This window comes from Micromonospora parathelypteridis (assembly GCF_014201145.1).
In the GTDB taxonomy this organism is placed as follows: Bacteria; Actinomycetota; Actinomycetes; order Mycobacteriales; family Micromonosporaceae; genus Micromonospora; species Micromonospora parathelypteridis.
The window spans coordinates 4,324,662-4,350,758 of record NZ_JACHDP010000001.1 but is presented as its reverse complement, the minus strand read 5'-3'; the positions used below and the strand labels follow the sequence as shown (position 1 = coordinate 4,350,758).

At 70.3% G+C, this 26,097-nt stretch carries 21 protein-coding genes; 5 read left to right on the top strand and 16 right to left on the bottom strand.

From position 1 onward, the window contains the following. Window positions 1-39: 39 nt before the first annotated feature. The 5 genes from HNR20_RS19645 to HNR20_RS19625 form a co-directional block, all read right to left on the bottom strand. The gene (locus tag HNR20_RS19645; RefSeq protein ID WP_184181933.1) at window positions 40-3,591 is read right to left on the bottom strand and encodes a LamG-like jellyroll fold domain-containing protein; all 3,552 of its coding nucleotides are present in this window, start codon (window positions 3,589-3,591) and stop codon (window positions 40-42) included. Continuing rightward, entirely contained in the window at window positions 3,591-6,824 is a 3,234-nt protein-coding gene (locus tag HNR20_RS19640; protein WP_229686965.1) for a hypothetical protein, read from the bottom strand. Before HNR20_RS19640 ends, HNR20_RS19645 begins: the two co-directional genes overlap by 1 nt. A 683-nt stretch (window positions 6,825-7,507) precedes the next feature. Further along, window positions 7,508-8,470, bottom strand: coding sequence for a golvesin C-terminal-like domain-containing protein (locus HNR20_RS19635; protein ID WP_184181931.1), 963 nt, complete (start codon window positions 8,468-8,470; stop codon window positions 7,508-7,510). Next, window positions 8,470-8,622 carry a hypothetical protein gene (locus tag HNR20_RS19630; RefSeq protein WP_184181929.1) on the bottom strand — a complete coding sequence of 51 codons (153 nt, stop codon included), beginning with the start codon at window positions 8,620-8,622 and terminating at the stop codon, window positions 8,470-8,472. Before HNR20_RS19630 ends, HNR20_RS19635 begins: the two co-directional genes overlap by 1 nt. Before the next feature lie 126 nt (window positions 8,623-8,748). Next, on the bottom strand, window positions 8,749-9,537 hold the full coding sequence (locus tag HNR20_RS19625; RefSeq protein ID WP_184181927.1) for an aldo/keto reductase: 789 nt from the start codon (window positions 9,535-9,537) through the stop codon (window positions 8,749-8,751). Between the two features lie 94 nt (window positions 9,538-9,631). On the opposite strand from HNR20_RS19625, the gene HNR20_RS19620 reads away from it, so the two are divergent. Together HNR20_RS19620 and HNR20_RS19615 are read left to right on the top strand one after the other, a co-directional pair. Then, window positions 9,632-10,681: a DNA polymerase ligase N-terminal domain-containing protein gene (locus HNR20_RS19620; RefSeq protein ID WP_184181925.1), complete on the top strand. Its 1,050-nt coding sequence runs from the start codon at window positions 9,632-9,634 to the stop codon at window positions 10,679-10,681. A 14-nt stretch (window positions 10,682-10,695) separates the two neighbouring features. Beyond that, a complete protein-coding gene (locus HNR20_RS19615) occupies window positions 10,696-11,886 on the top strand; it encodes a threonine synthase (protein WP_184181923.1) in 1,191 nt (396 codons plus the stop codon). Between the two features lie 52 nt (window positions 11,887-11,938). On the opposite strand, the gene HNR20_RS19610 is transcribed toward HNR20_RS19615, so the two are convergent. From HNR20_RS19610 to HNR20_RS19585, 6 genes are all read right to left on the bottom strand, one after another. Beyond that, a complete protein-coding gene (locus HNR20_RS19610) occupies window positions 11,939-13,315 on the bottom strand; it encodes a pectate lyase (protein ID WP_184181921.1) in 1,377 nt (458 codons plus the stop codon). A 257-nt stretch (window positions 13,316-13,572) separates the two neighbouring features. Beyond that, window positions 13,573-15,375: a glycoside hydrolase family 15 protein gene (locus tag HNR20_RS19605; RefSeq protein WP_184181919.1), complete on the bottom strand. Its 1,803-nt coding sequence runs from the start codon at window positions 15,373-15,375 to the stop codon at window positions 13,573-13,575. Window positions 15,376-15,423: 48 nt separating this feature from the next. After that, window positions 15,424-15,816, bottom strand: a complete 393-nt coding sequence (locus tag HNR20_RS19600) for a cupin domain-containing protein (RefSeq protein ID WP_229686966.1) — start codon at window positions 15,814-15,816, stop codon at window positions 15,424-15,426. Between the two features lie 265 nt (window positions 15,817-16,081). Further along, window positions 16,082-16,969, bottom strand: coding sequence for a sulfotransferase domain-containing protein (locus HNR20_RS19595; protein WP_184181915.1), 888 nt, complete (start codon window positions 16,967-16,969; stop codon window positions 16,082-16,084). 63 nt (window positions 16,970-17,032) lie between these two features. Beyond that, complete coding sequence (locus tag HNR20_RS19590) at window positions 17,033-17,314, bottom strand: adhesin (protein WP_184181913.1); 282 nt, start codon at window positions 17,312-17,314, stop codon at window positions 17,033-17,035. Window positions 17,315-17,507: 193 nt separating this feature from the next. Beyond that, complete coding sequence (locus tag HNR20_RS19585) at window positions 17,508-18,581, bottom strand: NAD(P)-binding domain-containing protein (RefSeq protein ID WP_184181911.1); 1,074 nt, start codon at window positions 18,579-18,581, stop codon at window positions 17,508-17,510. 109 nt (window positions 18,582-18,690) lie between these two features. Between HNR20_RS19585 and HNR20_RS19580 the strand changes: the two genes are divergently transcribed. Then, complete coding sequence (locus HNR20_RS19580; protein WP_184181909.1) at window positions 18,691-19,407, top strand: MIP/aquaporin family protein; 717 nt, start codon at window positions 18,691-18,693, stop codon at window positions 19,405-19,407. Between the two features lie 66 nt (window positions 19,408-19,473). Continuing rightward, window positions 19,474-21,057, top strand: a complete 1,584-nt coding sequence (gene dacB, locus HNR20_RS19575; RefSeq protein WP_184181907.1) for a D-alanyl-D-alanine carboxypeptidase/D-alanyl-D-alanine endopeptidase — start codon at window positions 19,474-19,476, stop codon at window positions 21,055-21,057. Between the two features lie 45 nt (window positions 21,058-21,102). Here the strand turns inward: dacB and HNR20_RS19570 are convergent, their stop codons facing one another. The 3 genes from HNR20_RS19570 to HNR20_RS19560 all read right to left on the bottom strand — a co-directional run bounded on the left by HNR20_RS19570 (window position 21,103) and on the right by HNR20_RS19560 (window position 23,226). Further along, a complete protein-coding gene (locus HNR20_RS19570) occupies window positions 21,103-21,432 on the bottom strand; it encodes a hypothetical protein (RefSeq protein ID WP_184181890.1) in 330 nt (109 codons plus the stop codon). A gap of 102 nt (window positions 21,433-21,534) precedes the next feature. Further along, entirely contained in the window at window positions 21,535-22,431 is an 897-nt protein-coding gene (locus HNR20_RS19565) for a hypothetical protein (protein ID WP_184188708.1), read from the bottom strand. Between the two features lie 201 nt (window positions 22,432-22,632). Then, window positions 22,633-23,226 carry a pentapeptide repeat-containing protein gene (locus HNR20_RS19560; RefSeq protein ID WP_184181888.1) on the bottom strand — a complete coding sequence of 198 codons (594 nt, stop codon included), beginning with the start codon at window positions 23,224-23,226 and terminating at the stop codon, window positions 22,633-22,635. A 97-nt stretch (window positions 23,227-23,323) separates the two neighbouring features. Between HNR20_RS19560 and HNR20_RS19555 the strand changes: the two genes are divergently transcribed. Continuing rightward, the gene (locus tag HNR20_RS19555; RefSeq protein WP_184181886.1) at window positions 23,324-24,556 is read left to right on the top strand and encodes a serine hydrolase domain-containing protein; all 1,233 of its coding nucleotides are present in this window, start codon (window positions 23,324-23,326) and stop codon (window positions 24,554-24,556) included. A gap of 226 nt (window positions 24,557-24,782) precedes the next feature. Here HNR20_RS19555 and HNR20_RS19550 read toward each other — a convergent pair whose 3' ends face one another. Continuing rightward, a complete protein-coding gene (locus HNR20_RS19550) occupies window positions 24,783-25,247 on the bottom strand; it encodes a PPOX class F420-dependent oxidoreductase (protein WP_184181884.1) in 465 nt (154 codons plus the stop codon). 41 nt (window positions 25,248-25,288) lie between these two features. Then, window positions 25,289-25,927, bottom strand: a complete 639-nt coding sequence (locus HNR20_RS19545; protein ID WP_184181882.1) for a DUF6642 family protein — start codon at window positions 25,925-25,927, stop codon at window positions 25,289-25,291. Between the last annotated feature and the right edge of the window lie 170 nt (window positions 25,928-26,097).

Here is a 26,097-nt window from a genome sequence, read left to right as displayed (position 1 = left end):
GGGGCCGCCCTCGGAAGGACGGCCCCAACGCTTGTGGTGTCAGAGGTTGGGCTGCTCGACGCTCAGGCGAACCCGGTCGATCTTGACCTTGTCGGCGATGCCGTTGTAAATCCGGATGTCGTCTATTGCTCCTGACAAGTTTTCCTTCTCGGCACCACCGTCGACGGTGCGGCCGAACTGGACGTTGCTGAGAGCGGGCAACGGCCGGTCCAGCTGGAGTCCCAGGGCCTGGCCATTGAGATAGAACAGCAACTCCCGGGTGTACCCGTTGTAGATCAGTGCAACGTGGTCGCCCTTGCTAGACATTGACGGGGAATTGTCGAACTGGGCGGGCAATTCGGCACCGGCAGCGGCCATCTCCCAACGCCCCGCGACGTTGCCCCGAAGGGCCACGACACTGTTGTTGTTGGTGTCCTTGATGGAGATTGCCGTCATTGCGTGGCCCTGCGAGCCGCTGGTGAACCGGACCCGAGCGGAGATGGTGAAACTTCCCGCCGGGTCGACGACCGGGGTGGTTGTCTCGGCGTACTCACCGGCCTTGCCGGTTAGCTGCAGGTAGCCGGCACCCAGCATCGCGTTGAACGGGTTGGGGGTCCGAATAAGAGTGCTCGGCTTCCCGAGCCGAAGCGCCTCACCGCCGGCATCGTAGTTCGGGCTCAATCCCGAGGTTTCGGTGCTCAGCTGCCAGTAGCCCTTGCGGTCCAGCTTGTGCTTTTCCAGGCCGGCCACGTCCTCGCTGACGACCGGACGGTCGAAGACGGAGACGTCCGCCATCGCGCCCTTCCAGAAGTCGGAGTATCCGCCACCCTTGTAGGTCTGGCGCCCGAACTGAAGGGCGCCGCGGGCTTCGACCAGCGAACGTCGGTCCTTGAACACAGGAGCACCCGTACCGACCTGCAGGGAGATCTTGTTGTTCGGGCCGTCGAAGACGGCTGTGACGAAGGTCCAGGCGGTGGTCGCCGGACCCGCGTTCACCCTCCACTCACCCAGGTTGATGACATCGTTCGTCGGCATCCGGAAGAACCAGTTGCCCTGTTCGACGCCCAGGCTGAAGCCGGGCTCACCAGTAGCGTCCTGACTGACCGCCACTTGACGGCGGCTGGGGTCCTCCACCCGGAACCAGCCGGTGACCGAGAAGCTTCGGGTGGTACTCACCACCGAGTTGTCGGTGACGAGGTAGGCGTTGGACGTGCCGTCGAAGGTGGCGGCGGTGTCCCACGGTCCGAGCGAACCTGCTTCGCCGAACTTGACGCCACTACCGATCTTGGCGTCGTGCGAACCGAGCTGGTCGTTCGCGATCTTCGCGTTGGCGATGTCCGACAGTGGCCACTGCGCGACCGGCGGGCGCTTGCCCACCCGGAAGGTGCAGGTGGCGATCGTGCTGGATCGTTTCGCCACGTCGATTGCCTTCACGAAGAGCTGCCGCGGCCCTTCCTTGTCTGGCGTCCACTTGATCGTCACCGGGCCGCCGCTCGTCGCCGGCTTGACCGACACAGTGGCGCTGTCGTTGAAGTTGTACTGGTACTCCACGACGTCGGTGGCAGCCGAGTCGAAGGTGAAGCTGCCCTGGACCCCGATGGAGCCGCGCCACTGGTCGTCGTCGAGACAGTCGGCAGTGGTGTCGATCGCGTCATCGGGCAGATACTCCGGCGAATCCACGTCCGGGGCGCTCGGGCTGGTGATGTCGTACAGGAACTGGCAGACGTTACGCGCGCCGTCGGAACTCCAGGGCCCCCAACTCACACCGTCACTCGCCCGGACCTCCCAGGAGATCGGCACGTTCTGCGCGATGTCGGACGGCACGTAGTAGCTGAACAACGAGCCGCTGGCCTTCAACGGCGTGGTGTAGCTGCGGGTCTGCAGGCTCCCACCGGCCGGCGTCCAGGTGACCTTGAACTCGGCCATGACCTGCTCGGTGTGCGCGGACGAGTGGTCCGGGTCCCGCAGGACGGCGTTGAGCCGCGGCGGAACGTCCGAGTAGGGCGCGGCCGAGCCGTACACGCAGCCGCCACCGGGTGACATCGTCAGTTCGGACTCGTTCGCGATCACCGGTGCTCGGTTGTAGCGAACGGAGAGCACGCCGTTGTCGCAGAACCGCTTGGTGTGGGTGGAGTCGCTCTCGCTGACCGACCGGAGGCCGAGAGTGACGCTGCTCCAGCCCTTGCTCACCGCCGTTTGGACCGCCGTCTTGGCTTCCCACTCGGTGTTCTGGTTCGTCGCGGTGCACGTCGACTGCACCTTGGTCGGCGAGTTGTTGGCCAGGTGCGTGGCACCCGACCACCCCGACCCGCCGGGCTGGTTGCCCCAGTTCGTGCTGGAATTGATGCCGGAGGGCATGAGATAGAGCGCCGCCGCGCGCGCTGTGGTGTTGTAGACGTGCTGCAGGGTCACCCGGAACTTGGCCTCCAGGATGGTCTTGCCGGCGTACGGCGTGGCCAACTGGTAGAAGACGCGCTTGACCTTGGAGTTGTTGCAGGAGCTCGGGCAGAGACCGATCCGCTCGTGCCGCTTGGCGTCGAACTTCCAGTACTCCTCGGACGGATATCCGCTGTCGACCATCGCCCAGGCGCTGTTGGTGCTGCTCTGCCACACCGGGTCCACGTACACGGGATAGGTGGTATCCGGGTTGGCGAGCATCGCGGCGTCCGGGGTGAGACGCAGCGCGCCCTGGGTGTAGTCGAGACCGACCTTCGCCACCCGCGAGTCCTCCCCGGGACCGAGGGCCGAGGCGTCGTCCGGGTCCGCGGGCTCGGTGGTTGCGGCGGAACCACGTTGGGCCTCGCCGCCGCCCTCCTGGTTGCCGCTGTCCCACATGGTCGGGGCGTCGGCCTCCATCACCGGGTTGCCGGTGGCGGGATCGAGAGCGACCACACCACCTTCCGCGGTCTCCTCGATGTCGAGCCCTTCGCCGGTCACCCCCAGCCGGAGGTCCCGCAGCTCGGGCAGGTTCGCGGCCTCGGGGGTCTTCAGCACCAGAACGTGGGAGAAGCCCTCGACCGTGACGTTGGCCACCAGGTCGACGTCGGGGAAGACCTCCGGGTAGGTGGCCTGGTCGCCCGAGATGGTCGGGGTGGGCAGGGAGTTGGGCCAGGTGAGGGTCATGACCCGGAAGTCGCGCTGGACCACCATGAGGGGCGTGGTGCCACCGCCGGACAGACGCATGTCGAGCAACGCCGCGGTCGGGGTGATCGTCCCGTCCGACTGGGCCACGAGCGCCGCGCTGGCCGGCACCCAGGTGTCACCCCGGATGACTCGCACCGCCTGGTTGTACTCGTTGGCGATGAGCGTCCCGTCCGGCTGGGCGAAGACGTCCCGATACTCGCCGCGCTGCGCGAGCACCTCGACGGGCTGGTTGAGGTCCGCCGCCGCGACAAGTGCCTCGGCTTCGGTGTCGCGCACCGGGTCGGTCTCGAGGGCGGCCACCGGCGCGGTCGGTGGGGCCGGCTCGGGAGCGGCCACGAAGGCGGTGCCGGCCAGCAGGCCGGCGAGGCCGACCGTGAGGCCGAGCGTGAAGAGCCGACCCCGCTTTCTCGTACGACGGATCACCGTCAGGTCCTCCCCCGTTGAACTGCGCACATTCATGTTCTTCATCAGTTGACCGCCGCCCCGAACGTGCTCACGTTGGCCGGGAAGCCGTTCACGCCGGGCTGCCAGGTGTCGGTGGGCGCCGTCGACCCGCTGGCCAGGTTCGACCAACTGAAGCCGTAGACGGCGTCGGTGCCGTACGGGGTCGCCACCAGGAGCCGCTTCGAGGTGGCCCCGAGCGAGGTGCCGATGATCTCGCCCGGCCGCGGGTAGCCCGGCGGGCTCACCCCGTTTCGCGAGATTCGCACCGGCTTGTGGGGCCAGCTGTCCACCGCGGGCAGAACCCATACCTGACCGGAGTCACGTGTCACGACGGACCCGTCCTCGGTGGGGGCGGAACCGTCCCTGCCCGGAATGCCTATCGCGATGAACATCGTCGAACTGGTGCTCTCGACCGCCGGGTTCGTGTTCACCACCACGACCTTCTCGCCCAGGTAGTCGCCGGGGCTCAGCTGGGTTGGTGTCAGTGGTTCGGATGTGATCAACTCGACCCGCTCAGAGGTGTTGGCGGCGGTGACGTGGTAGACCTCTGCCTGGCCGACGTCCGCATGCGCTACGTCTGGCCGACGGATCTCGTCGTCCTCACCCGGCGCGCCGACAGCCACAAGCGAATCCGGGGTGCCCTGCGCTGAACCGACCGGTCGATAGGGCGCGATGGCGATCGACTTACCGAAGTTGTCGTTGGCCTCGGCTTTGCCCGACCCCGTCGTCTTGTCCTGGTTGAGCTCGGCGGCGAGCGTGGGCAGCCCACTGGTCAGCGTGTGGCTGAAGACGTTCACCGCGCCGGCGAACACCTCGGTGCCGATCGCCTCACCCGGCGAGCTGACGCCCCAGTGGTACTTGGATGCGGCCACCGCGTATCCGGTGCGGTCGTCGATCTCGGCCGCGCCGGGGATGCCGGCGCCCTGGCTGAGCGCCACGTTCACGTTGCCCCGGATGTAGTGGACGATGCCGGTGACCGGGGCCGCGAGGCTTTCACCGGGCGCGCCGATGACCAGGTACGGCTGGCCACTGGCCGTCTGGCTGCCGGCCACCGCGTAGCCGAACCAGTCGAAGGCCTCGGCCGTGTCCGGCACGTTCGTGACGTCCTGGTGGTAGGTCAACGAGGCCGGCCCCTTGGCCAGCCCTGCCGGCGAGCCGAGCAGGACGAGGACGACGCCGGCGTCCTGCAGGCCGGAGACATCCTGGAACGGGACACCCACCGCGAGGTCGGTGCACCCGTCGTTGTTGGCGTCGTACGAGGAGATCGAGGTGCCGAAGCGGTCACCCGGCTCGGGCGCGCCGGGCACCTTGTCGACGCCCTCCTGCAGGGTCTGCACCGCGGAGCTGCCGCCATAGCTGACGTGCACCTGCCCGGCGCGGATCTGGCTGTTCGTGGTGGCCTCGGGGTCGGCGATCGCGACGTCCGCGACGCCGTCGCCGTTGAAGTCACTCTCCGTGCCGCCGGTGCAGCCGGTGACCGGTGGAACGGTGGTGTAGACCTGCATCTCGCAGAACGAGGACCAGGGGTCGCTGCCGGTCACGCCGTCGGACGCCTTGACCCGCCAGCGGTAGATGCCGCCGTCGGCGAAGGCGCCAGCCGGGACCGTGGTCGCGGCGGTGGCCCCGTTGCCGACACCGCTGAGGACGGCCGAGCCGATCGGCGTGTCGGAGTTCATGGCCCACCACTCGAAGGTGACCGCCATGGCGGTCCCCTCCCCGTCGGAGACGGTGGCCTTGAGCTGCGGGGTCACCGTGTTGACAGTGGGGCGGCCGGAGCCGGTCACGCAGCTGGTGGCCGGCACAGTCGACCGCGCGGTCACCGTCGGATACGAGTTGTACGTGACGACGGCCTTCGGCACGCTCGTGGTGCCGGAGTAGTTGCGGGACCGGAACTGCTTGAAGGCCGTCGAGTCGGTCTCGTCGGTTGCCCGCAGGCCCATGTCCGCGCGGGTGTCGCCCGCGTTGGCCGCCCGCTGGAAGAAGCTGGTGGCGGTGACGCCGACCCAGTTGTCGTCACACGGCGTGTCGTAGCCGGCCGACGCCGTGGAGACGCTCTCCTGGTAGTTCCAGGCCGGCTGGTTGCTCCACACGATGCCGTCGGAGATCGAACCTGTCGTCCAGAGTTCCCACGACCGCGCGGCGCACTGCACCGACCACCAGTTCCACAGCGAGATGGTCGCCGAGTTGATCTGCTTGCCGACCAGGGCGGTGGTGTCCCAGCGGGCGAACGACCGGGTGATCGGGCCGGTCGTGCCGAGCTTGCCGAGCCGGAGGTCTGCCTCGCCGCCGCGGTCGACGCCTTCGTTGGCCTGCACGAAGGTGTCGAAGGTGGTGGAGAGGGGGTTGATCTGCGGGTCGATGGTGATCGGATACTTCCGCTCCGGTGCCGCGAGCCACTTCTCGTCGGGCGTAAGGGTCAGCGCGAGGGCACTGCCCGCGGCGGCTCCGGCCACCTTGGCAACGGCGGAGGCGACCGGCGTCTTGCTGGCCGGCTCGCCCTGCGCGTCGACTCGGGCATCCCACATCTTCAGCGCCGGGGTCGTCGCGATGGTGCGGCCGGTTGCGTCCTTGACGGCGAGGTCGCCGCCCACGCCGCGCTGGATGTCCGCCACGTTGCGGCCGGTGACCGGCAGTGAGAGCCTCGCGACCCGACTCAGGGCGGCACGGGTCTTGACCACGAAGAGCGTCTCCTGGCCGATCCGGCTCGCCCGGACGACGAGGTCGACGCCGGGTAGCGCGTCCACGTAGGTGGCGCGGTCCTCGCGCAGTTGCGGCTCCGGCAGCGCGCCAACCCAGTTGACCGCCACCCGGTCGTCGCCCTTGCCCACGGCTGCCAGCTCGTGGGTGCCATCCGGTCGCGGGCCGGAGATCGCGAGGTCGAAGGGGTGCGCCGCGGGGCGGACCGTGCCGTCGGCGTCACGGTGGAGGGTGAGGTCGACCGGGACCCAGTCGTCACCACGGCGAACCCGGGTCGGCCCGAGGGACAACTCGGCCCGGAACTGCCCGTCGGGCAGGGCGAACACCTCGGTGGTCTCCGAGGTGAGGCTCTTGACCTGCACCGGCTTGCCGGTCTTGCGCGCGGTCCGTGCGGAAGCCGCCTCGTCGGACCTGTTTTCTACGCCACCCGTTACGCCATCGGGACCTGCGGCGAAGTACTCCGCCGGTTCGCCCGATATGCCAGCCAATGCGACCGCCGTCAGCACGGCAACACCTGCCGCAAGGCATGAACGAACGGTGGCAGTCTTTCGACCTGCCACGAACCCTCCCCCGTGTGTCCTGATATCGATCGGGACTGTAGGGAGGAGCCCGCTCTACGCACAAGTAGCATCACAAACAGTGAGGATGAATGCGACAATCAGCCTTTTTCGTCCACGCCGGTGACGCAGTGGAGTCTTTCCTGCTCGGAGCGGGTGGGACGGGAAGCGTCCGCCAGCCCTGCTCAACCATCATTCGCCGAGCAATTGGCGACCGAAAACGCTCGCCAATTCACCTACCACAGTGGATTCCACCCGGCGCTTCTTTGGGTCGCACGTCCTCGATCGACCCCACCGGCAACGGCGGCGAAAGCGGCCCGGCACCGATCGGATCGTGGGCTCACTCAGCCACTCACAGATACCTGAATTGACGGATCAGCGAGGTCTCCCACCTGCCGGGATGACCCAGAACCGCCGCAGGCCGAACGCCGATTTATCCCGAATGGTGGGCGCCCGGCCAGCGCTTCCCGGAGGACGGGGAAAGAGCGTCACCCGGTCGAGGTTGACCACGCGATCACCAGCATGGCCAGGAGCGACCGCCGCCCGACCTCTGCTTCTCGTACGACGATTCCTTGTACTGGAGCATCAGTCACCCTCGTGATTCACTCGGGTTCCGTGAAGCCGGGGCGTCATCGCGACTCGGACACCCCGACTCCACCGAACTCGAGTCGATCAAGCCGGGATCGTCAGACCCGGGTGAGTCGGACAGCGTCGGCGATGACGAGACCGGCGGCGTTGCTCCACCGGCTCACCGCCACCCGGTTGGCGTCCCCGGCCGGCAGCGTGAACGTGCCGAGGACCCGCCACTGCCCGCCGGTCACCCGCTGGTCGACGTGGACGGTCTGGTTGCCGCTGCTGGTGGCGACGATGTACGGGGCCGCGCTGTTGTAGCCGGAGTTGGCCGGCCACCAGGCCTCGACCCGGTAGTTGCCCGCCGCCGGGACGTTGAACCGGTACCAGGCGGGGTCGCTGGCGGCGACCGGGTCCGCGTACCGGTAGTCGGCGCCGTACCGCTGGCTGGAGTACGTCGACACGCCCCAGTTGGCGCTGGCGGTGAACCGGCCGCTGGTGGTGTTGTCGACGGTGGAGGACCAGGCCGTTCCGCCGGCCATCTTCGCCGCCACGTCGGCCCGCATCACGTTCAGGTCGATGAAGGAAGGGTCGATCTTGCCGGTGGTGCTGGTTTCCCGGTGCCCCCGGGCGTAGCTGCTGTCGCGACCCAACCGGGTGAGCACGGCGGCGGTGGCGGCGAGCGACGCGTTGTACTGCGCGGTGGTCATCTCCTGGTTGACGCCGTTGTAGTCGATCTCCCACCCGATCATGAGGGTGTTGCCGTCCCCGGCTGGGATCGGTCCGCTGCCGCCGCTGACTCCGGCGTGGTTGCAGCGGCCGGCCGAGATGACGTGGAAGACGCCGTTGTAGTCGACAAGCGCCTGACACAGCGGGCCGGGCAGGTCGGACCGGCCGTTGATGCAGATGCCGAGCGCCGGGTGGGGATTGCTGGCGCTGGAGGTCGAGGCGGTGTGGTGCCAGAGCACCCCGATCGGGTCGAAGGAGCCCGGTCGCATCCGGTTGAGCCAGTCGCCCTCGACGACGACCTGGACTCCGGCGGCGCGCAGCACGTCCACCAGCCAGGGGATCGTCGCCATCAGGCGTCCTGAAGCAGGTCGGCGAGACACTCGGCCTTCGGCGCGGCGCTCGCCGGGGCGGGTCGGGCGACGACCGTCAGCGCGGCGGCCACCAGGGCGGGGATGCCGAGCACCCCACGACGGCGCAGACGGATGGATGGTGAGCGGGCCATGGCGATCCTCCAACGACGGCGGGTTCGAACGGATCGACGAACGTGATGACGGGCACGCTATACCGTCATGAGCGTCGATGTCGATACCCTTCATCGCCGAGGTGCCAGATGAAGGAAACCGCCGATTCAGACCTCGCCGAGCGCGTCGATGTCGCGCATCTCCTCCGCCGTCAACGAGAAGTGGAAGACGTCGAAGTTGGCGGTGATCCGCTCCGGGGTCACCGACTTCGGGATCACCACGATCTCGTGGTCGATGTGCCACCGCAGCACCACCTGCGCCGGGGAGACGCCGTGCGCGGCGGCGATCCTGGTCAGCACCGGATCGCTGAGGTCACTGGTCTTGAAGGGGCTGTAACCCTCCAGCACCACGCCTCGGTCCCGGTGCTCGGCGTGCCGCTGCCGGTCGTACAGCGCAGGACTCCACTGGATCTGGTTTACCGCCGGGTTCTCCTCGGTCGACTGGATCAGCTCGTCGATCTGCGCGGTGCTGTAGTTGCTGACGCCGACCGCCCGGACGAGGTTCTCGTCCCGGGCGGCCAGCAGCTCGCGCCAGAGCGGGATGCTGTCCGCCGGCGACGACGGCGTCCAGTGGATCAACCACAGGTCCACCTGGTCGACGCCGAGCGCCTCCAGGCTGGCCTCCAACGTCGCGCGCTCCCGGCCCACCCGGTCCGGCGGGAGCTTGGTGGTGATGAAGACGTCCTCCCGGCGCAGCCCGCTCTCCTGCACCGCCCGGCCGACCTCCCGCTCGTTGCCGTACACGGTGGCGGTGTCGAGGTGCCGGTAGCCGGTGTCGAGCGCGGCCAGCACCGCCTCGTAACCGGCCTGGCCGGTGGCCTGCCAGGTGCCGAAGCCGAGTAGGGGCATCCGCACTTCCCCGGGAAGCAGGGCGGTGGGCTGGTCGGTGAGGTCCATGAGGTCCGTTCTACCCCGCCGAGCCCTCGCCCGCCGAGCGAACCGGACACTCCGGCATCCAGCACGATGGTCCGGTTTGCCGGAGAATGCGGGTGTGACCGACCGGCTGGAGGAGTACCGGCGACGACGGGACGCGGCCCGCACGCCTGAGCCGGTGCCCGAACGGAGCCCTGCGGCCGCCGCCCCCGACGGCGACACCGCCCGCTTCGTCATCCAGCAGCACCACGCCCGCAGCCTGCACTGGGATCTGCGCCTGGAGCACGAGGGCGTGCTGGCCTCCTGGGCGGTGCCGCGTGGCCTACCCCGCGACCCGGGTCGCAACCACCTCGCCGTACACACCGAGGACCACCCCATGGAATACCTCGACTTCTCCGGCGAGATCCCCGCCGGTGAGTACGGCGGCGGCCGGATGGTGATCCACGACCGGGGCACCTACCGGTGCGAGAAGTGGCGGGACGACGAGGTGATCGTGACGCTCGCCGGTGACCGGACGGCCGGTCGCTACGCCCTGTTCGCCACCGGAGGGCGGGACTGGATGGTCCGGCGCACCGACCCGGCGCCGCCGGGCTGGACGCCGATGCCCGACCTGGTCCGCCCGATGCACGCCACGTCCGCCGCCGGGCTCCCCCGCGACCGTGCCTCCTGGGGGTACGAGCTGCGGTGGGACGGGGTACGGGCGATGGCGTACGTCTCCGGCGGCCGGCTACGGCTGCTCTCCGAGACCGACGAGGAGATCACCGGCGGCTACCCGTGGCTGCGTGCGATGGCCGAGGCGCTCGCGCCCACCGAGGCCGTGTTCGACGGTGTGCTCGTTCGGATCGACGGTGCCGGCCGGGTGCGCCCGATCCGACCGACCGGCGGCAGTCGAGTCCCACAGGGCGCCCAGTACCTGGTCGTCGACCTGCTCTGGCTCGAGGGCGTGAGCAGCGCCGACGTGCCGTACGCGCAACGCCGGGAGCTGCTCGATGGGCTGGCCTTGGCCGGTCCGCACTGGCAGACTCCGCCGTGGTTCCCGGGCGCGGGCGACGAGGCCCTGCGCGCCGGCCGGGAGCAGGGCCTGCCGGGCGTGATCGCCAAACGGCTGGACTCGGCGTACGAGCCGGGGCGGCGCAGCCGACGCTGGCAGAGCATCGACGCGGTCTGACGGCAAGGAGCGACGTGTACCTGACCCACCTGGACTGCCCGCGCTGCGGACGGGAATCCGCGGCCGACACATTGCAGAACCTCTGCGAGTGCGGCTCACCGCTGCTGGCCCGCTATGACCTGCCGGCAGTGGCGAAGGCAGTCACCCCGGAACGATTCGGACTGCGCCCGGCCGACCTGTGGCGCTACCGGGAGCTGCTGCCGGTCGGCGACCCACGGCACGTCACGACGCTCGGCGAGGGCTGGACGCCGCTGCTGCGCACCCCGAACTACGGCGCCGAGATCGGCATCGCGGACCTGATGGTCAAGGACGAGGGGTTGATCCCGACCGGCTCGTTCAAGGCGCGCGGCGCGGCGGTCGGTGTGAGCCGAGCCCGTGAGCTGGGCGTCCAGCAAATCGCGATGCCCACCAACGGCAACGCCGGATCGGCCTGGGCGACGTACGCCGCACGGGCCGGGATGGGTGCGACCATCGTCATGCCGCTGGACGCGCCGAGCATCTGCCGGCGCGAGTGCGTCGCCGCCGGGGCCGACCTGCGTCTGATCGACGGGCTGATCAGCGACGCCGGCCGCCGGGTGGCCGAGCTGATCGCGGAGTCGGACGGGGCGATCTTCGACGCCGGCACGCTGCGCGAGCCCTACCGGCTGGAGGGCAAGAAGACGATGGGGTACGAGATCGTCGAGCAGCTCGGCTGGCAGGCGCCCGACGTGATCATCTATCCGACGGGTGGCGGTGTCGGCCTGATCGGCATCCACAAGGCGTTGCACGAGCTACGCGAGTTGGGCTGGATCGGCGACAAACTGCCCCGGCTGGTGGCGGTGCAGTCGACCGGGTGCGCGCCGATCGTGCGGGCGTTCGCCGCCGGCGAGGACCGGGCGCAGCCGTGGGCGGACGCGCAGACGGTGGCGTTCGGAATCACGGTGCCGGCGCCGCTGGGCGACGAGCTGATCCTGACGGCGCTGCGGGAGTCGTCCGGCACGGCTGTCGCCGTCGACGACGCGGACATCCTGGCGGACCTTCGGGACTTCGCCACCCGGGAGGGGCTGCTGCTCTGCCCGGAGGGGGCGGCCTGCCTGACCGCGGCACGGCAACTGCGCGCTGGCGGATGGATCCGGGCCGACGAGCGGGTGGTGGTGCTCAACACCGGCGCTGGGCTGAAGTATCCGGACACGGTCGACGTTTCTGGCGTACCCGTGCTGGTTTGAGGTGGCGGGCACCCCGCGGACCATGCGGTCCGCGGGGTGCCGTCGTGGCGGCCTACTGGTAGGTGATGTCGGAGGGTGAGTAGAAGCAGTTGACGCCGTCGGCGCCCTCGCCGATCTCGGTCGGCTCGTCGCCCTTCGGCACACCCCGGTACTTGACGCAGATCGACGTCTCGCGATCCGGGTCGCCGACGATGGTGATCCGGCTGAACCGCGCGGTGTCGCCCCAGTTGGTGTTGATACCGGCGATCGCGTCGGTGTTCCGGACGATCACGTTGTCGATCACCACATGCCGCTGGTACGACGTCGAGCAGTTGCCGCAGGCGCGGTAGAGCTTCCCGGCATTTTCCACCCGGAAGTTCTTGATGTAGACGGTGCCCGAGCCATTGTGTTGGAAGACCTTGTCGCTGGCGGAGCGGGCGCCGCCGCCGTCGACGGTGTAGGTGCTGCCGCCCCGGAAGGTGGCCGCGTCCTCGCCCACGTCCTCCCACCACACGTTGATCAGGGTGCAGTTGCCCTCGCAGTGCACGCCGTCACCGGCCGGGGCCCCGATGATCACGTTGCGCAGGGTGGCGCCGGCGGCCAGCTCGAACATCGGGTCCTGGCTCTCGCTCTGCCCGCCGTCACCGATGCCGTAGTAGCGCTTGAGTCCACCGTCGAACGTGCCGGAGACCGCGATGGTGGCGTCGACCTTCTGGCTGCTGGTCGGCGTCGGCCAGCCGGCAGGCGGCGAGGTGGTCGGGCCCGGGGTGGTGGGCCGCGGGGTGCTCGGCGACGTGGTGGTCGGCGGCGGCGTGGTCGGGGTGCCGCCACCGGACGAGTCGACAGTCACGTCGTCGAAGCCGCCGCTGGCGTACGCGGTGACCAGACCGATTCGGCCCGCACCGGCCAGGCTGTTGCTGCCGGAGGCGATCTGCGTTCCGTTGACGAAGCCGCGGATGGTGCTGCCGCTGGCCTCGATGCGCAGCGTGTACCAGGTGCCGGTGCCGATGCCCAGCGACGCGGAGCCGATCGCGGTGATGTTGCTGCCGTTGACCGCCTGCAGCTCGGCTCGACCGGAGCCGAGCAGGGCCAGCCGGTACATCTTGGTGCTGCTGGCGGACCGGGCGGCCAGCCCGACGAGGGCGCTGGACGAGCCGAAGCTCGCCGGCCGGACCCGTGCCTGGACGGAGTAGTCGGTCCAACTGGTCTGGCCGGCGAACTGCCGGGCCAGCTCACTGCCGGCGTTGGACTGGTTGAGCACGCCCGAGCCGTCGACCGACCAGGTGCCACCCGACTTGGACCAGCCGGAGGTGTTGCCGTCGTTGAAGTCGTCGCTGAAGACCGTGGCGGCGAAGGCCGAGGTCATGCCGGCGGTGAGGGCCGCCGCGGTCAGGCCGGCGCCCAGCGCCAGCAGGAGTGGTCGGCGGCCGGGGAATCGTCTCTTGTGCACAGATGTCCTCCTTGACGCATGTGGTGGCGATCCCTCGACCGTCCGGTTGGGGACGTGTCGGCACGGCGTGTTGCCATCACCTGGGATCGGTGCGCGCCCGCCGGACGCCCGGATCCAGAGCGGGGTGAAGCGGGATCAAAGACCCTGGGAAAGGGCTTTCCCGCTCCTTCGAGGCTAGGACTGCTCAAGCATCAACGTCAATGCCTGGCGCTTGCAGGTCTGTTGCAGGATTTCGGCCGGGGAGGCACGCCGACCGGTCAGTAGCTGTCCGGCCGGGTGATCCGCCAGGCCGCGTTGATCAGCCCGATGTGGGAGAGCGCCTGCGGGGTGTTGCCGAGCTGCATCCCGGTGGACAGGTCGATCTGCTCGCTGAACAGTCCCACGTCGTTGGAGTACCCGACGACCCGCTCGAAGAGCGCTTCGGCCCGCTGCTGCTCACCCGTCATCACCAGGCACTCCACCAGCCAGAACGAGCACAGCAGGAATCCCGCCGGGTCGGTCGTCCAGCGCCGCAGCAGTCCGTCCTCGGTGCCCAGCTCGCGCTCGACCATCGCGATCGTCGAGCGCATCCGCGGGTCGGTGGCCGGCAGGAAGTGCGTGACCGGCAGGGCGAGCACCGAGGCGTCCAACTCGGCCGATCCGAACGCGCCGGTGAACGCCCCGATCCGGTCGTTCCACCCCTCACGCAGCACGGTGTCGCGGATCTCGTCGCGCACCCGGGCCCAGCGACGGGGGTCGGCCCGATCACCGAGCCGGTCGGCGAGCCCCACGGCCCGGTCCATGGTGAGCCAGCAGGACACCTTGGACGAGACGTAGTGGCGCTCCTCGTCCCGGGTCTCCCAGATGCCCCGGTCCGGCATCTGCCACGTCGAGGCCACCTGCTCGGTCAGGCCGAGCACCATCTCGCACAACTCGCCATCGAACGTCGCGCCGAGGTAGTCGCGCAGGCGCCACACCGCGGACATCACCTCACCCGGCACGTCGAGCTGCCGCTGCCGCCAGGCGTCGTTGCCGACCCGCACGGGCCTGCTGTCGCGATATCCGCGCAGGTGGGAGCAGTGGTGCTCGGAGATGTCGCGCTCGCCCTCCAGCCCGAAGAGCACCGGGACGGGCTCGTCGCCGAACCGGCCGATCGAGCGGGTCGCCCAGGCGAACAGCCGGGACGTCTCGTCGGGGCAGGCCGCCACCCAGAGCGCCCGCATCGTCAACGAGAAGTCCCGCAGCCAGGAGTAGCGGTAGTCGTAGTTCCGGTCACCGCCGATCTGCTCCGGCAGCGAGGATGTCAGCGCGGCGGCGACCGCGCCACTGCGCGCGTACGTCAGGCCGGTCAGGACCGTCGAGCTGTGTTTGACGAGTTCGGGGTAGCGGCCGGAATACCCGTGCGTCTCCCGGAACGCCTGCCACGCCTGTGTGGTCTCGGCGAGGGTGGTCAGCGGGTCGACCCGGGCCGGCGGATCGCCGTACGCCTCGCCGAAGGCCAGGTCCATCCCGATCACCTGACCGGCCGAGACCTCGAACTCGTGGGTCACCCGGTCGATGCCCGCTCGCAGGTGCAGACCCCCGGCCCGCAACACCAGCACCACGGGGCCGGCGCCGGCCAGCACCCCGCCGTCCGGCTGCTCGTGCAGGTACGGCGTGAGCAGGCCGTACTCCGGGCGGGGCGCGAAGTCCAGCGCCATCCGCACCCGGCCCGAAATCCCCTGCACCACCCGGATCAGCACGGCGGGCGAGTTCTTACCCAGCTCGTGGGCGCGGGCGCCAACCTCGGCGGCCAGGGCGTCGACGACCGCCACGCTGCCGTGCGGAGTGTGGTGCACCGTCCGCAGTACCAACGAGTCCGGCAGGTACGCGCGCTCCACCCGGAACCCCGGGCCGCCGACACCGACCGGCGCCAGCCGGAAGTGACCAGCCCTCGGGTCGAGCAGCCGCGCGAACACGGACGACCCGTCGAACCGGTGCGGGCACCACCAGTCGACCGAGCCGTCCTTGCCGACCAACGCCCCCGAACGGGAGTCCGAGAGGAACCCGTAGTCGGAGATCGGCGGCTGCTGCTGTTCCACCCGCCGGGGGTACCCGCATCGGCCCGGATCAGACCGTCGCTGGACGGGTCACGCGGTCGGTGGCTCGTCCTTGCCCGCCGCCTCGGCCGCGTCGGCCTCTTCCTTGGTCTTGTGTACGGCCTTGTCGGCGTGCTCCGGCGGCCCGTAGACGGTGTACAGCACCAGCGGGTTGGGGCCGGTGTTGACGAAGTTGTGCTTGGTGCCGGCCGGCACCACGACCAGGTCGCCCGCGACGACCTTCCGCTTCGCACCGGCAACCCGTGCCTCGCCGACGCCGCTGACGAAGGTCAGGATCTGGTCGATGTCCTCATGCACCTCCTCACCGATCTCCCCATCGGCGGGGATGGTCATGATGACCAACTGGGTGTGCTCACCGGTCCACAGCACCCGCCGGAAATCCGGACTCTTCTCGGCAACGGTCGCGATCGTGAAATGTTCCATGCCCGCGCTCATACCCCGTTCGGCAGCGCGCCACGCCGAGACACACAGATGGTGGAATTCCCCACGGTCGAGAGGTTTGGATCCGCCCAGACCGGGGATCGATCACTCTGACCGGCGCAAACGGCCGGTCGAGCCAGGTCCCCGCTGGCGTACCGCCGAACGGCTGCGGTGGTGGGAGACGGCCAGAGCGCGGCGACGTTCCGACCACGGTCGAAGCGGCGCCGTGCGCTCGTTTGTGACCAGCGGTGCAGCCAGCGGAGCTGGTCTAGCGGTGCAGCCAGCGGAGCAGGTCGGGCGGGGCCAACGCCGCCGTCCGCTCCCGGTAGTGGGCCTGCGCGGAGGAGTCCAGCAGGCTACGGCCCTGCCCCGAGCCACCCTGGCGGAAGAAAACCTGCCGGTCGCGCAGCACGCCGAGCGTGTCTGGGGCGAGCCGGTCGGCGCGCTCCCGCATCTGCCCGAAGGTGGCCGCCTCGACCAGGTCGGGCCAGCGCTCGGGCGGGACCGCGATGCCCCACCGGTCGGCGAGCCGGCGCATCTCCCCGCCCAGGTCGGCCAGCAGGTCGTCGTAATGCACCAGCTCGACGTTCGGCTCGTGCCGGCGGGCCCAGGCGTCACTCAGGTGCAACATCACCCCGGGCAGCGAATCCAGCTCGGCGCGGGGGTCAGCTTCCTGGCGCACCCAGTTCGGCAGCCACTGCTCCACCGGTTGGCGTGCCCGGGGCGGCTCGGCCGGGGCGGGCTGGCCGGTCAGCTCGGCGAGGCGCACCCGGTCCAGGTTGCCGGCCTGGTGATAGAGGGAGACCGCCATGTCCAGCGGGTGCCGGGCCACCACCACGTAGTGCACCCGGGGATCGAGCGGCACGCCGTCCAGCGGGGTGTGCGTCTTGATGAACCGCCGGTGCGGTTGCGCGGCCAGCCGGTCGAACACCGCGTCCCGCGGCTCGGCCAACCAGTCCAGCCACGGCGACAGCACGGTCAGCGGCGCCGGCAACTCCGGGGTGCCCAGCACCAGGAGCGCGCAGATCATCTGCATCCAGGTGGTGCCGCTCTTGGACCGGGTGCTGATCACGATGTCGCCGTCGCGGAACGGGAAACCGGCCCAGCGGCCGCTGTCCTCGTCGTCGGATCGGTAACGGTGAGCTGGCGTGGGCATCGGAGGAGCGTACTGGCCGAGCCGACAGCCGAGCAGCCCAATTCCGGGCGGGCTCGGCCTCGCCTACTGCCGCTCGGTGAAGCCGAACTGGATGATGCCCTCGTCGTCGACGGTGGCGTCCACCGACGCGTCTCCGAGCAGCTCGGCGGCATCCTCGTCCAGGAAGATCCGGGCACCCTGGTTGTCGACCACACGATCGCCCTGCACCGGCTCGGGCACCAGCTCCACCGTGAGCGAACCCGCGTCGGCGTCGGCGGCGATGCGTACTCCGCCGTCCTGGGCGACGTCCTGCTGGTTCGCGAGGTCGCGGATGACGAGCACGGCGTTATCGGTCATGGTGAGCATTGGCGGAACTCCTCGTGGATTCTCGGCTCGCGGTCGGGATCTGCGCAGACCGGACAGTCGGCCCGCGTACGAGCACACGTGGGAGGCGACAGGAGGGCGAACGGTCGTCGCCGTCGCTTCGAATCGGGGCAGCTGACGGCCCCTGCACTCCCAACCGTGCCCGCTGCCGGGCCATCCGTCAAATAGAGGCAGGTCAGTCGAGAGCGGCGGCCGGGGCCAGCCAGGCGCGAATCTCGTTGACGGCCGCACGGCCGGCCCGGTTGGCGCCGATCGTGCTGGCCGAGGGGCCGTATCCGACCAGGTGGATCCGCTCGTCGGCGACCACCCGAGTGCCATCCATCGTGATACCGCCGCCGGGCGCACGCAGACCCAGCGGGGCGAGATGGTCGATGGCGGCGCGGAAACCGGTGCACCAGAGGATCACGTCGGCCGCGACGAACCGCCCGTCCGCCCAGGCCACCCCGTCCGGTGTGATCCGGTCGAACATGGGTAGCCGGTCGAGGACGCCACGCTCACGCAGCCGGCGTACCTCCGGGGTGACCGGAAGCCCGGTCACGCCCACCACGCTGCCCGGTGGGCGGCCGGCCCGGACCGCCTCGTCCACCCGGGACACCGCGGCGCGGCCCAGCTCCGGCCCGAACTTCTCGTCCTTGAACTCCGGCGGCCGCCGGGTCACCCAGGTGGTGGCTGCCGCGACGGTGGAGACCTCGCCGAGCAGCTGCACGGCCGAGGTGCCGCCGCCGACGACCACCACCCGGAGGCCGGCGAACTCGGCCGGACCCCGGTAGTCGGCGGTGTGCAGCTGCCGGCCCCGAAACGACGATCGGCCCGGGTAGTGCGGCCAGAACGGCCGGGTCCAGGTGCCGGTCGCGTTGATCAGGGCCCGGGCGGTCCACCGGTCCTCATCGGTCTGCACGTCCAACCGCCCGTCCGGGCGGGAGTGCACCGCGCGGACCCGCACCGGCCGCCGCACCGGCAGGTCGAATGCCCTCTCGTACGCGGCGAAGTACGCGCTGACCTGCTCGGCGGCCGGGCGCTGTGGTTCGGCGGGTGGGAGGGGCATCCCGGGCAGGTCGTGGAAGCCGTGCACCCGGTCGAAGACCAGCGTGGGCCAGCGGTGCTGCCAGGCACCGCCGGGCCCGTTGTCGCCGTCGAGGATGACGAAGCCGCTGCCGGGGACGAAGCCGGTGCGGCGCAGGTGGTAGCCCGCGCTGAGGCCGGCCTGACCGGCGCCGATCACCACGACGTCGGCGGAGTGCGTGTCCACGAGAGGTGCAACGCCGCGATGGTCACCACTGTGCCCCCGGCGCGGCGTCGTGCCGATCACAGACGGCCATTCCGGCTATGACCAGCGGAACTGTGTTTACGCTGCGTATATGAGTGACTACCGTAGGTATGCCGCCGAGTTCCTCGGCACCCTGCTGTTGGTCTTCTTCGGCGTGGGTAGCGCCGTCGCCGCGCGAGTGCAGGGCGGTGTGGTGGTGGTCGCGTTGGCCTTCGGGTTCGTGATGGTCGCCCTCGTCTACACGATCGGCCCACTGTCCGGCAGTCACGTCAACCCGGCGGTGACGCTCGGTGTGCTGCTCTCGGGAAAGATCTCGGTGATCGGTGCCGTGGCGTACTGGATCGCGCAGTTCGTCGGCGCGACCGTGGCCGCCTTCGTGCTGTGGGCGCTGACCCGCTGGGGCGACGTGGCGGATCAGACCGGGGCGCTGGGCACGAACGGTTACGGCGCGCACATCAACCGGGGCGGCGCGGCCGTGCTGGAGGTCATTCTGACCTTCCTCTTCGTGCTGGTCGTCCTGGTGGTGACCAGCCGCAGCGAGAATCCGGGCACCGCGGGGCTGGCCATCGGGCTCGCCCTCGCCGCGACCCAACTGGTGGGCGTGACGCTGACCGGCGCGGCGGTCAACCCGGCCCGCGCGTTCGGCCCGGCGGTGTTCGAGGGTGGCGTGGCCCTGCGGCAGCTCTGGGTGTTCATCGTCTTCCCGCTGCTCGGCGGGGCGCTCGCCGCCCTTGTCGCACCGATGGTCATGGGGGCGCAGCGGCACTACTGGGGTGGCCACGACAAGTCGGTCGGCCGGGGGACCTAGCCCAACCGGCAATAACCTACGCCCGAGGCCCTTTTCCGGCGAATACCTTCGTGACAGCATCAGCGCATGCATCGCCGTCACTTCCCCCGCGCCCTCGCGCTGCTCGCGCTGGTCGCCACCGCGGCCACCGCCGGCGCGCCCGGTGCCACGGCCGAGTCGCCCACCCTCGCGACCACCCGACTCAACGACACGATCGACACGATCCTCGCCGACACCCGACTCGCTGGCGCGCAGGCGTCGGTGGTCGTGGTCGACACCAGCACGGGACAGACGCTCTACGACCGCAACGGTGACCGCCGGCTGGTCCCCGCCTCCAACACCAAGCTGCTGACCTCGACGGCGGCCCTTGAGCTGCTCGGCCCGGGGCACCGCTTCGCCACCGACGTTCGGACCACCGGCAAGCGCCGCGCGGGCCTGCTCTCCGGCAACCTCTACCTCCGCGGCGGGGGTGACCCGACCATGCTCGCCGCCGACTACGACGCGCTCGCCGCACAGGTCGCCGCCGACGGCGTACGGGTGGTCACCGGCAACCTGGTCGCCGACGACACCCGCTACGACCACACCCGACTCGGCCCCGACTGGACCTGGGACGACGAGCCCTACTACTACGCCGCCCAGGTCTCCGCGCTGACCGTCGCCCCGGACACCGACTACGACGCGGGCACCGTGATCGTGCACGCCGCCCCGGCCGATCGGGCGGGCGCCCCACCGGTGGTCAGCACCACCCCACCCACCGGGTACGTCCGCATCGACAACCGTGCCAAGACGGTCACCGAGGGCGAGACGTCGATCTCGATCGAGCGCGAGCACGGCGGTAACACCGTCGTGGTGACCGGCCAGATCGCCGTCGGCGACGAACCCGCCAGCGACTGGGTGACCGTGTGGGAGCCCACCGGCTACGCGGCCGACGTGTTCCGGGCGGCGCTGCACCGGCACGGCGTCCGGGTGCTCGGTCGTACCGTGCTCGGTCAGCCCACCCCGGAGGCGGCCCAGCCGGTGGCGCGGCACGACTCGATGAGCCTGGGTGAACTGATGACGCCGTTCCTCAAGCTCTCCAACAATGGGCACGCCGAGGTGTTGACCAAGGAGATCGGCCGGGTCCTCTCCGGCTCCGGCACCTGGACGGCCGGACTGACCGCGATCAGCGAGTACGTGGCCGACACCGGGATGGACACCGGGAGGCTGCGCCAGCGCGACGGCTCGGGGCTGTCCCGGCGCAACCTGGTCCCCGCGGCGGAGTTCGTCGACCTGCTGAGCGCCGTCCGCGCCGAACCGTGGTTCGCCACCTGGTACGCGGCACTGCCGATCGCCGGGCAACCCGAGCGGTTCGTCGGCGGCACCCTGCGCAGCCGGATGGCCGGCACTCCGGCGGCGGGCAACGTGCACGCCAAGACCGGCAGCCTGACCGGTGTCTCCGGGCTTTCCGGCTACGTCACCAGCGCAGATGGCCGGCTGCTGGCGTTCTCCATTCTGCTGAACAACTACCTGACCGCGTCGGTCAAGTCGATGGAGGATCAGATCGCCGTGGCGCTGGCCGGCTACCGCGAGGACGCTGCGACCACGGCACGGGTGGCACCGCCGGCGGTGCCGGAGACGCCCCGGACCCCGGAGGGCGTCGAGTGCTCCTGGGTCAAGCCGATCACCTGCTGAACGGCGGCCGGGAGGCGCACCCGCGCCTCCCGGCCGGACGCGGGCTCAGGCCGGACGGTCCGGTGGGGGGACCACCGCCGTCGGATCGCCGCGCTCGATGAGCGCGGCGATGTCGGCAGCCCGCAGCCCTCGCAGCGCCAGCACCCGCGTGCCCCAGCGGTGCAGGCGGCACGGGTGCGGGCTGGCGTCGTTACGACAGACCACACCTCCGGACCACCGCTGGGGGGCATGGACCACCACCGCCCGCACCGCGAACTGGGTGTCCTCGCCCGTCACGTATGGCGGCAGGGGGATGTCGCGGAGCACGTCCCCGGACGCTGCACGGGCACCGGACGAAGCGGTACGACGGACGCGGTGGGCGGTACTGCTACTCATCTCCGCTGCCTCCACACTGGATGGTCGGATGGGGACAGCAGAAAGTTACGACCTCCTCGACCGTACGCGACGGACAAACTGTCCCGCTGTGCGATCGGTCGGTCAGCGAACCGCCACGGCCTGGAGGCCGACGTTGCCGCAGTGCGGGGTGAAGACCTTCTCGACGGTCCAGGTCAGCAGCAGTCGGGCGCCCTTCGGCACCTCGAACCGGATCGTGAACTGAGCGCTCTGGCTGGTGTACGGGTCCTCCAGCACCGCCGTGCGGGACGGCCCACCCGTGGACAGCCGCGCTTCGAGGCGCCCCCGGGCCATCCAGATGCCGCCGTAGACCTGGACGATGCGTGGCTCACCGCTGCCCGCGACGGCGAGGGTGAACCCGTTGCCGGCGCCGCAGGTGTAGACGCCATTGGAGCTGTGCCTCGCCGATCGCTCCGACGAGCCGTCGGACCAGCGGACGTACTCCTGGTTGCCGTCCCAGCCGACCCGCTTGCCGGCGCCACCTCCGTCGATGATCTCCCCGGAACCGGAGCGCTTACGGACCGTCGACCTGCCGCCACGCTCGCCCCAGTGCATCCAGTCCCGGGTGCCGACGGCGGTGAGGTCGACCTCTGCGGGCATCTCCCCCTGCGTCACCGACAGCAGCGGCGGCCCGGGTGATGCCGGCGGCGTGACGGGCGGGCTGGCCGACGGTGTCGGGTCGGGCGAGGGTGGGCGCTGGCGCGGACGCAGGCCGGGCATCGCCGGCCCCGCGTCACCGGTGCGCCCGTCGGTGGCCGGGAGACCGGTGGCACGGGCGGCGCCGGCGGGCACGTCGCCCGAGCGGCCCGCCTGGTCGCCGCCGGGCTCCGGGTCGGACCGACTGCTGAGGTAAGAGATCAACACCACCAGACAGAGGAGTACGGCAACCCCCGAGACCGCCCAACGTCGCCGCTGTCGGGCACGGGTAACCCGGCGCAGCGCGGTGCGGCTCTGCGCCTGCGTGCGATCTTCGTCGGCCACCGACCCCTCCACCTCCACCGCCCGGCCGGCGTCGTCGGCCGTCGCGGACCACACCGTCCACTGTGGGCCGTTTCACGTTTGTACCGGTGTGGACGACACGCTAGATCCGGACTGCCGGACGTGTCCAGCCCGCCGTCGGACGCGGTCGGACAACGTGGCCCGCTCGGACGGGGACCACCTGCACCGCGAGCGGATTTCGCGTCAGCCGATCCGGAAACCGAGCAACTGCGCGATGACCATGGCCTGCTCGGCGTCGATGATGGCACCGGCCCGCTCGACGACCGTCGGGTCGAGCGCGGTGAGATCGCTGCCGCGCAGGTCAGCGCCGCCGAGTCGGACGTTGAGCAGCTGCGCGCCGGAGAGGTCGACACCGGTGACCGTCGCCCCGGTGAGATTGGCCCTGGTCAGGTCCACCTCGCGCATCCGTACCCCGGTCAGCCGGACGCCCCGCAGGTCGGCGCCGGGCAGCGCGACGAAGGACCAGTCGCCGCCGTCCACGGCCAACGGGCGCAGGTCGCACTCGATGAAGGTGCTCCCGACCAGCTTGCAGCCGGTGAACTCGGCCTCGAAGAAGTTGCACCGCCGGAAGACGCAACGGGTGAAGGCGGAGTCGACGTGCCGCGAGGCGTTGAACTGCACGTTGCCGAACGTGCACCCGGTGAAGACCGCGCCCCGGCTCACCGCCTCGGTCAGGTCCACGTCGAAGAACTCGCAACCCACGAAATGCCGGTCGGTCAACTCCTCGCCGTACCAGTCCTCGTGGCGGAAGGTCACGTCCTCGGTCAACTCCGGCATCCGGCCAGGCTAGTGGGCACCAGCGACACCCTGCGCCCGGTGTCTCTAGTGGCGGCCCCCTTTCGGCAGCGGCGTACCGGCTAGTAGGTTCGGCGACGTGAGTGTGGCTCGGAGCAAGGACCCGGATCAGATCGGTTTCGACCCGGCGCGGTTGGCCCGGATCGACGAGCACTTCGGCCGGTACGTCGACGACGGCCGGCTGGCAGGCTGGCAGGTGGTGGTCACCCGCCGTGGCGAGGTGGCGCACTCCTCGACGTACGGGCTGGCCGACCGGGAGTCGGGAGCGCCGGTCGAGGCCGACACGCTCTGGCGGATCTACTCGATGACCAAGCCGGTCACCTCGGTCGCGGCGATGATGCTGTGGGAGGAGGGCCGCTTCGAGCTGACCGACGAGATCAGCCGCTGGCTGCCGGAGTTCGCCGACCTGCGGGTCTACTCCAAGGGATCGACGCTCAAGCCGTACACCGTGCCGGCGATCGAGCCGATCCGGGTCTGGCACCTGCTCACCCACACCGCCGGCCTGACGTACGGCTTCATGCAGACCTCGGTGGTCGACGGGCTCTACCGGGCCGCCGGCTACGACCTGTACCCGCCGTCGGACGTCGACCTGGCCGGCGCCTGCGCGGCCTTCGGCGAGCTGCCGCTGCTGTTCCAGCCCGGTTCGGCCTGGGGCTACTCCGTCGCCACCGACGTGCTCGGCCGGCTCGTCGAGGTGATCTCCGGGCAGAGCCTCGACGCGCTCTTCGCCGACCGGATCTTCGGCCCGCTGGGCATGACCGATACCCGCTGGTGGGTGGACGGCGACGAGGCCGAGCGGCTGGCCGCGCTCTACGTACCGGATCCGCGCAGCGGCCGGGCGGTCCGCTACGACAGCCTCGGCGCGCTCGCGCACCGCAAGCCGGCCCTGCTCTCCGGCGGCGGCGGTCTGATCTCCAGCGCCTCGGACTACCACCGCTTCACCCAGCTACTCCTGCGCGGCGGCGAGCTGGACGGGGTTCGGCTGCTCGGGCCGCGCACGGTGCGGTTCATGACCCGCAACCACCTGCCCGGCGGTCAGGACCTGGGCACGCTGTCCACCGGCGGCTTCGCCGAGACGACCCTGGACGGGATCGGCTTCGGCCTCGGGTTCGCGGTGGTCGACGACCCGATCCCCAGCCGGGTGCCGAGCAGCGTCGGCGAGTACTACTGGGGTGGGGTGGCCAGCACCGCGTTCTGGGTGGACCCGGCCGAGGAGATCACCGCGCTGCTGTTCACCCAGCTGATGCCATCGAGCACCTACCCGCTCCGCTCCCAGCTGCGCCAGCTCGTCTACGCCGCGCTGGTCGACTGACCGAGACGACTGCCGGGCCGCTCGGCGCTGACCTCCACAGACCTCGCGGCAGCGACGCCGGACGGTCAGGCCGCCGACCCGACCCGTCTGTCGCCGCCGCTGTAGAGCTGCCCCAGATGTGGGGCAGCGCGGCGGTCCCACCCCATGACCTCCGCCTCGGGTGTCCGCGTTCGTCGTCAGTCGACGTGGTTGTGACGTCGCGCTGGCCTCCCGAACACGATCGGCCTCAGTCGGCGAGGCGTGCCGGGAAGCCTCCGGTGGCGATCGGGCCCCAGGCGTCGATCGTGACCCGGATCAACGACTTGCCCTGGCGCACCATCGCCGCCCGGTAGTCGTCCCAGTCCGGGTGCTCGCCGGCGATGCTGCGGAAGTACTCGACAAACGGGTCCAGCGCCTCGGGCAGGTCGAGCACCTCGGCGGTGCCGTCGATCTGCACCCAGGGGCCGTCCCAGTCGTCGCTGAGCACGCACGCCGAGACCCGGGGGTCGCGCCGGATGTTTGTCACCTTGGCCCGCTCCGGGTAGGTGGAGACGACCAGCCGGCCCTGCCCGTCGATCCCCGCGGAGACCGGGGACGACTGCGGGCGGCCGTCAGCCCGGGTGGTCATCAGCACGACGCGGTGTCGCGACCGGAGGAAATCGAGCAGGGCGTCCCGGTCGACCCGGGTGTTCTTTGCGATGTTGCGCGCCATCTCTCGTTCCTACCAGGTGCGGGCGCAGCGGCGACGGCGGGTCAACGAGGCCGGGCCGCGGAGCGGTGGACGGCCTGGGTGGGCACCCGGGGGCGGCCGGACGGGCGCCAGGCCCGACCGCTGGCGTAGATCACCCGAAAGCCGAGGTACGACGCGAGCGGGGCCCAGTGGGCGGAGCCCATTCGCAACTCGGCGGCATTGTGCCGCTGGCCGTTGGCGAGCACGTCGAGCAGGACGGTTTCGAAGGCCGCCGATTCGACCCAGTCGACTTCTCGGGTGAAACCGCAGATCAGAGCGGCTCCGGTGACCTGCAGGAACTCGCGCAGCACCGCGTCCGAGGCCCGCAGCACCGAGCAACTGCCGAAATAGAGTCGGCGCCCCTCGGCGCGGCCGGCCATCAGCTCGGCCACCTCGTTCAGCTCCACCGACTGCCAGTCGGTGAGGCAGAGCCGGCTCGGCTCTCCGTGCATGGCGAAGAAGCCGACCCGGTGGTCGGCGTACTGCTTGAGCAGCCAGCGGTCCAGGAAGTAGAACAGCTCGTCGCGCGTGGCCGCGTCCTTGTGGATGAAGCGGATCTTGCCCAGTCGCTCCAGCAACTCGAGGGTGGGCAACACGGAGCCCCGCTCGTTGAGGTCGCGGTGCCACTGACCCTCGACACAGAAGACGCCACCGCGTGCCACGTGCACCTCCGCCAGTCCGCCGCCCGGGGCTGACGTTACCGCCCGCCATCGGCCAGGAAACATCACCCTCGGTGTAACGGATTGCGACGTTCGGTGCGCTTGACCGTGCTTGACCTCACCAGGGCCGATCGGTAGTGAATGGCTGTTTCGCAAATCAGGCGAATTCCCAG

Excerpts from the sequence above, each read along its gene's own strand:
- HNR20_RS19645 (WP_184181933.1), bottom strand. The coding sequence starts at position 3,591 with ATGAAGAACATGAATGTGCGCAGTTCAACGGGGGAGGACCTGACGGTG.
- HNR20_RS19635 (WP_184181931.1), bottom strand. The coding sequence starts at position 8,470 with ATGGCGACGATCCCCTGGCTGGTGGACGTGCTGCGCGCCGCCGGAGTC.
- HNR20_RS19630 (WP_184181929.1), bottom strand. The coding sequence starts at position 8,622 with ATGGCCCGCTCACCATCCATCCGTCTGCGCCGTCGTGGGGTGCTCGGC.
- HNR20_RS19625 (WP_184181927.1), bottom strand. The coding sequence starts at position 9,537 with ATGGACCTCACCGACCAGCCCACCGCCCTGCTTCCCGGGGAAGTGCGG.
- HNR20_RS19600 (WP_229686966.1), bottom strand. The coding sequence starts at position 15,816 with ATGGAACATTTCACGATCGCGACCGTTGCCGAGAAGAGTCCGGATTTC.
- HNR20_RS19595 (WP_184181915.1), bottom strand. The coding sequence starts at position 16,969 with ATGCCCACGCCAGCTCACCGTTACCGATCCGACGACGAGGACAGCGGC.
- HNR20_RS19590 (WP_184181913.1), bottom strand. The coding sequence starts at position 17,314 with ATGCTCACCATGACCGATAACGCCGTGCTCGTCATCCGCGACCTCGCG.
- HNR20_RS19580 (WP_184181909.1), top strand. The coding sequence starts at position 18,691 with ATGAGTGACTACCGTAGGTATGCCGCCGAGTTCCTCGGCACCCTGCTG.
- dacB (WP_184181907.1), top strand. The coding sequence starts at position 19,474 with ATGCATCGCCGTCACTTCCCCCGCGCCCTCGCGCTGCTCGCGCTGGTC.
- HNR20_RS19570 (WP_184181890.1), bottom strand. The coding sequence starts at position 21,432 with ATGAGTAGCAGTACCGCCCACCGCGTCCGTCGTACCGCTTCGTCCGGT.
- HNR20_RS19560 (WP_184181888.1), bottom strand. The coding sequence starts at position 23,226 with ATGCCGGAGTTGACCGAGGACGTGACCTTCCGCCACGAGGACTGGTAC.
- HNR20_RS19550 (WP_184181884.1), bottom strand. The coding sequence starts at position 25,247 with ATGGCGCGCAACATCGCAAAGAACACCCGGGTCGACCGGGACGCCCTG.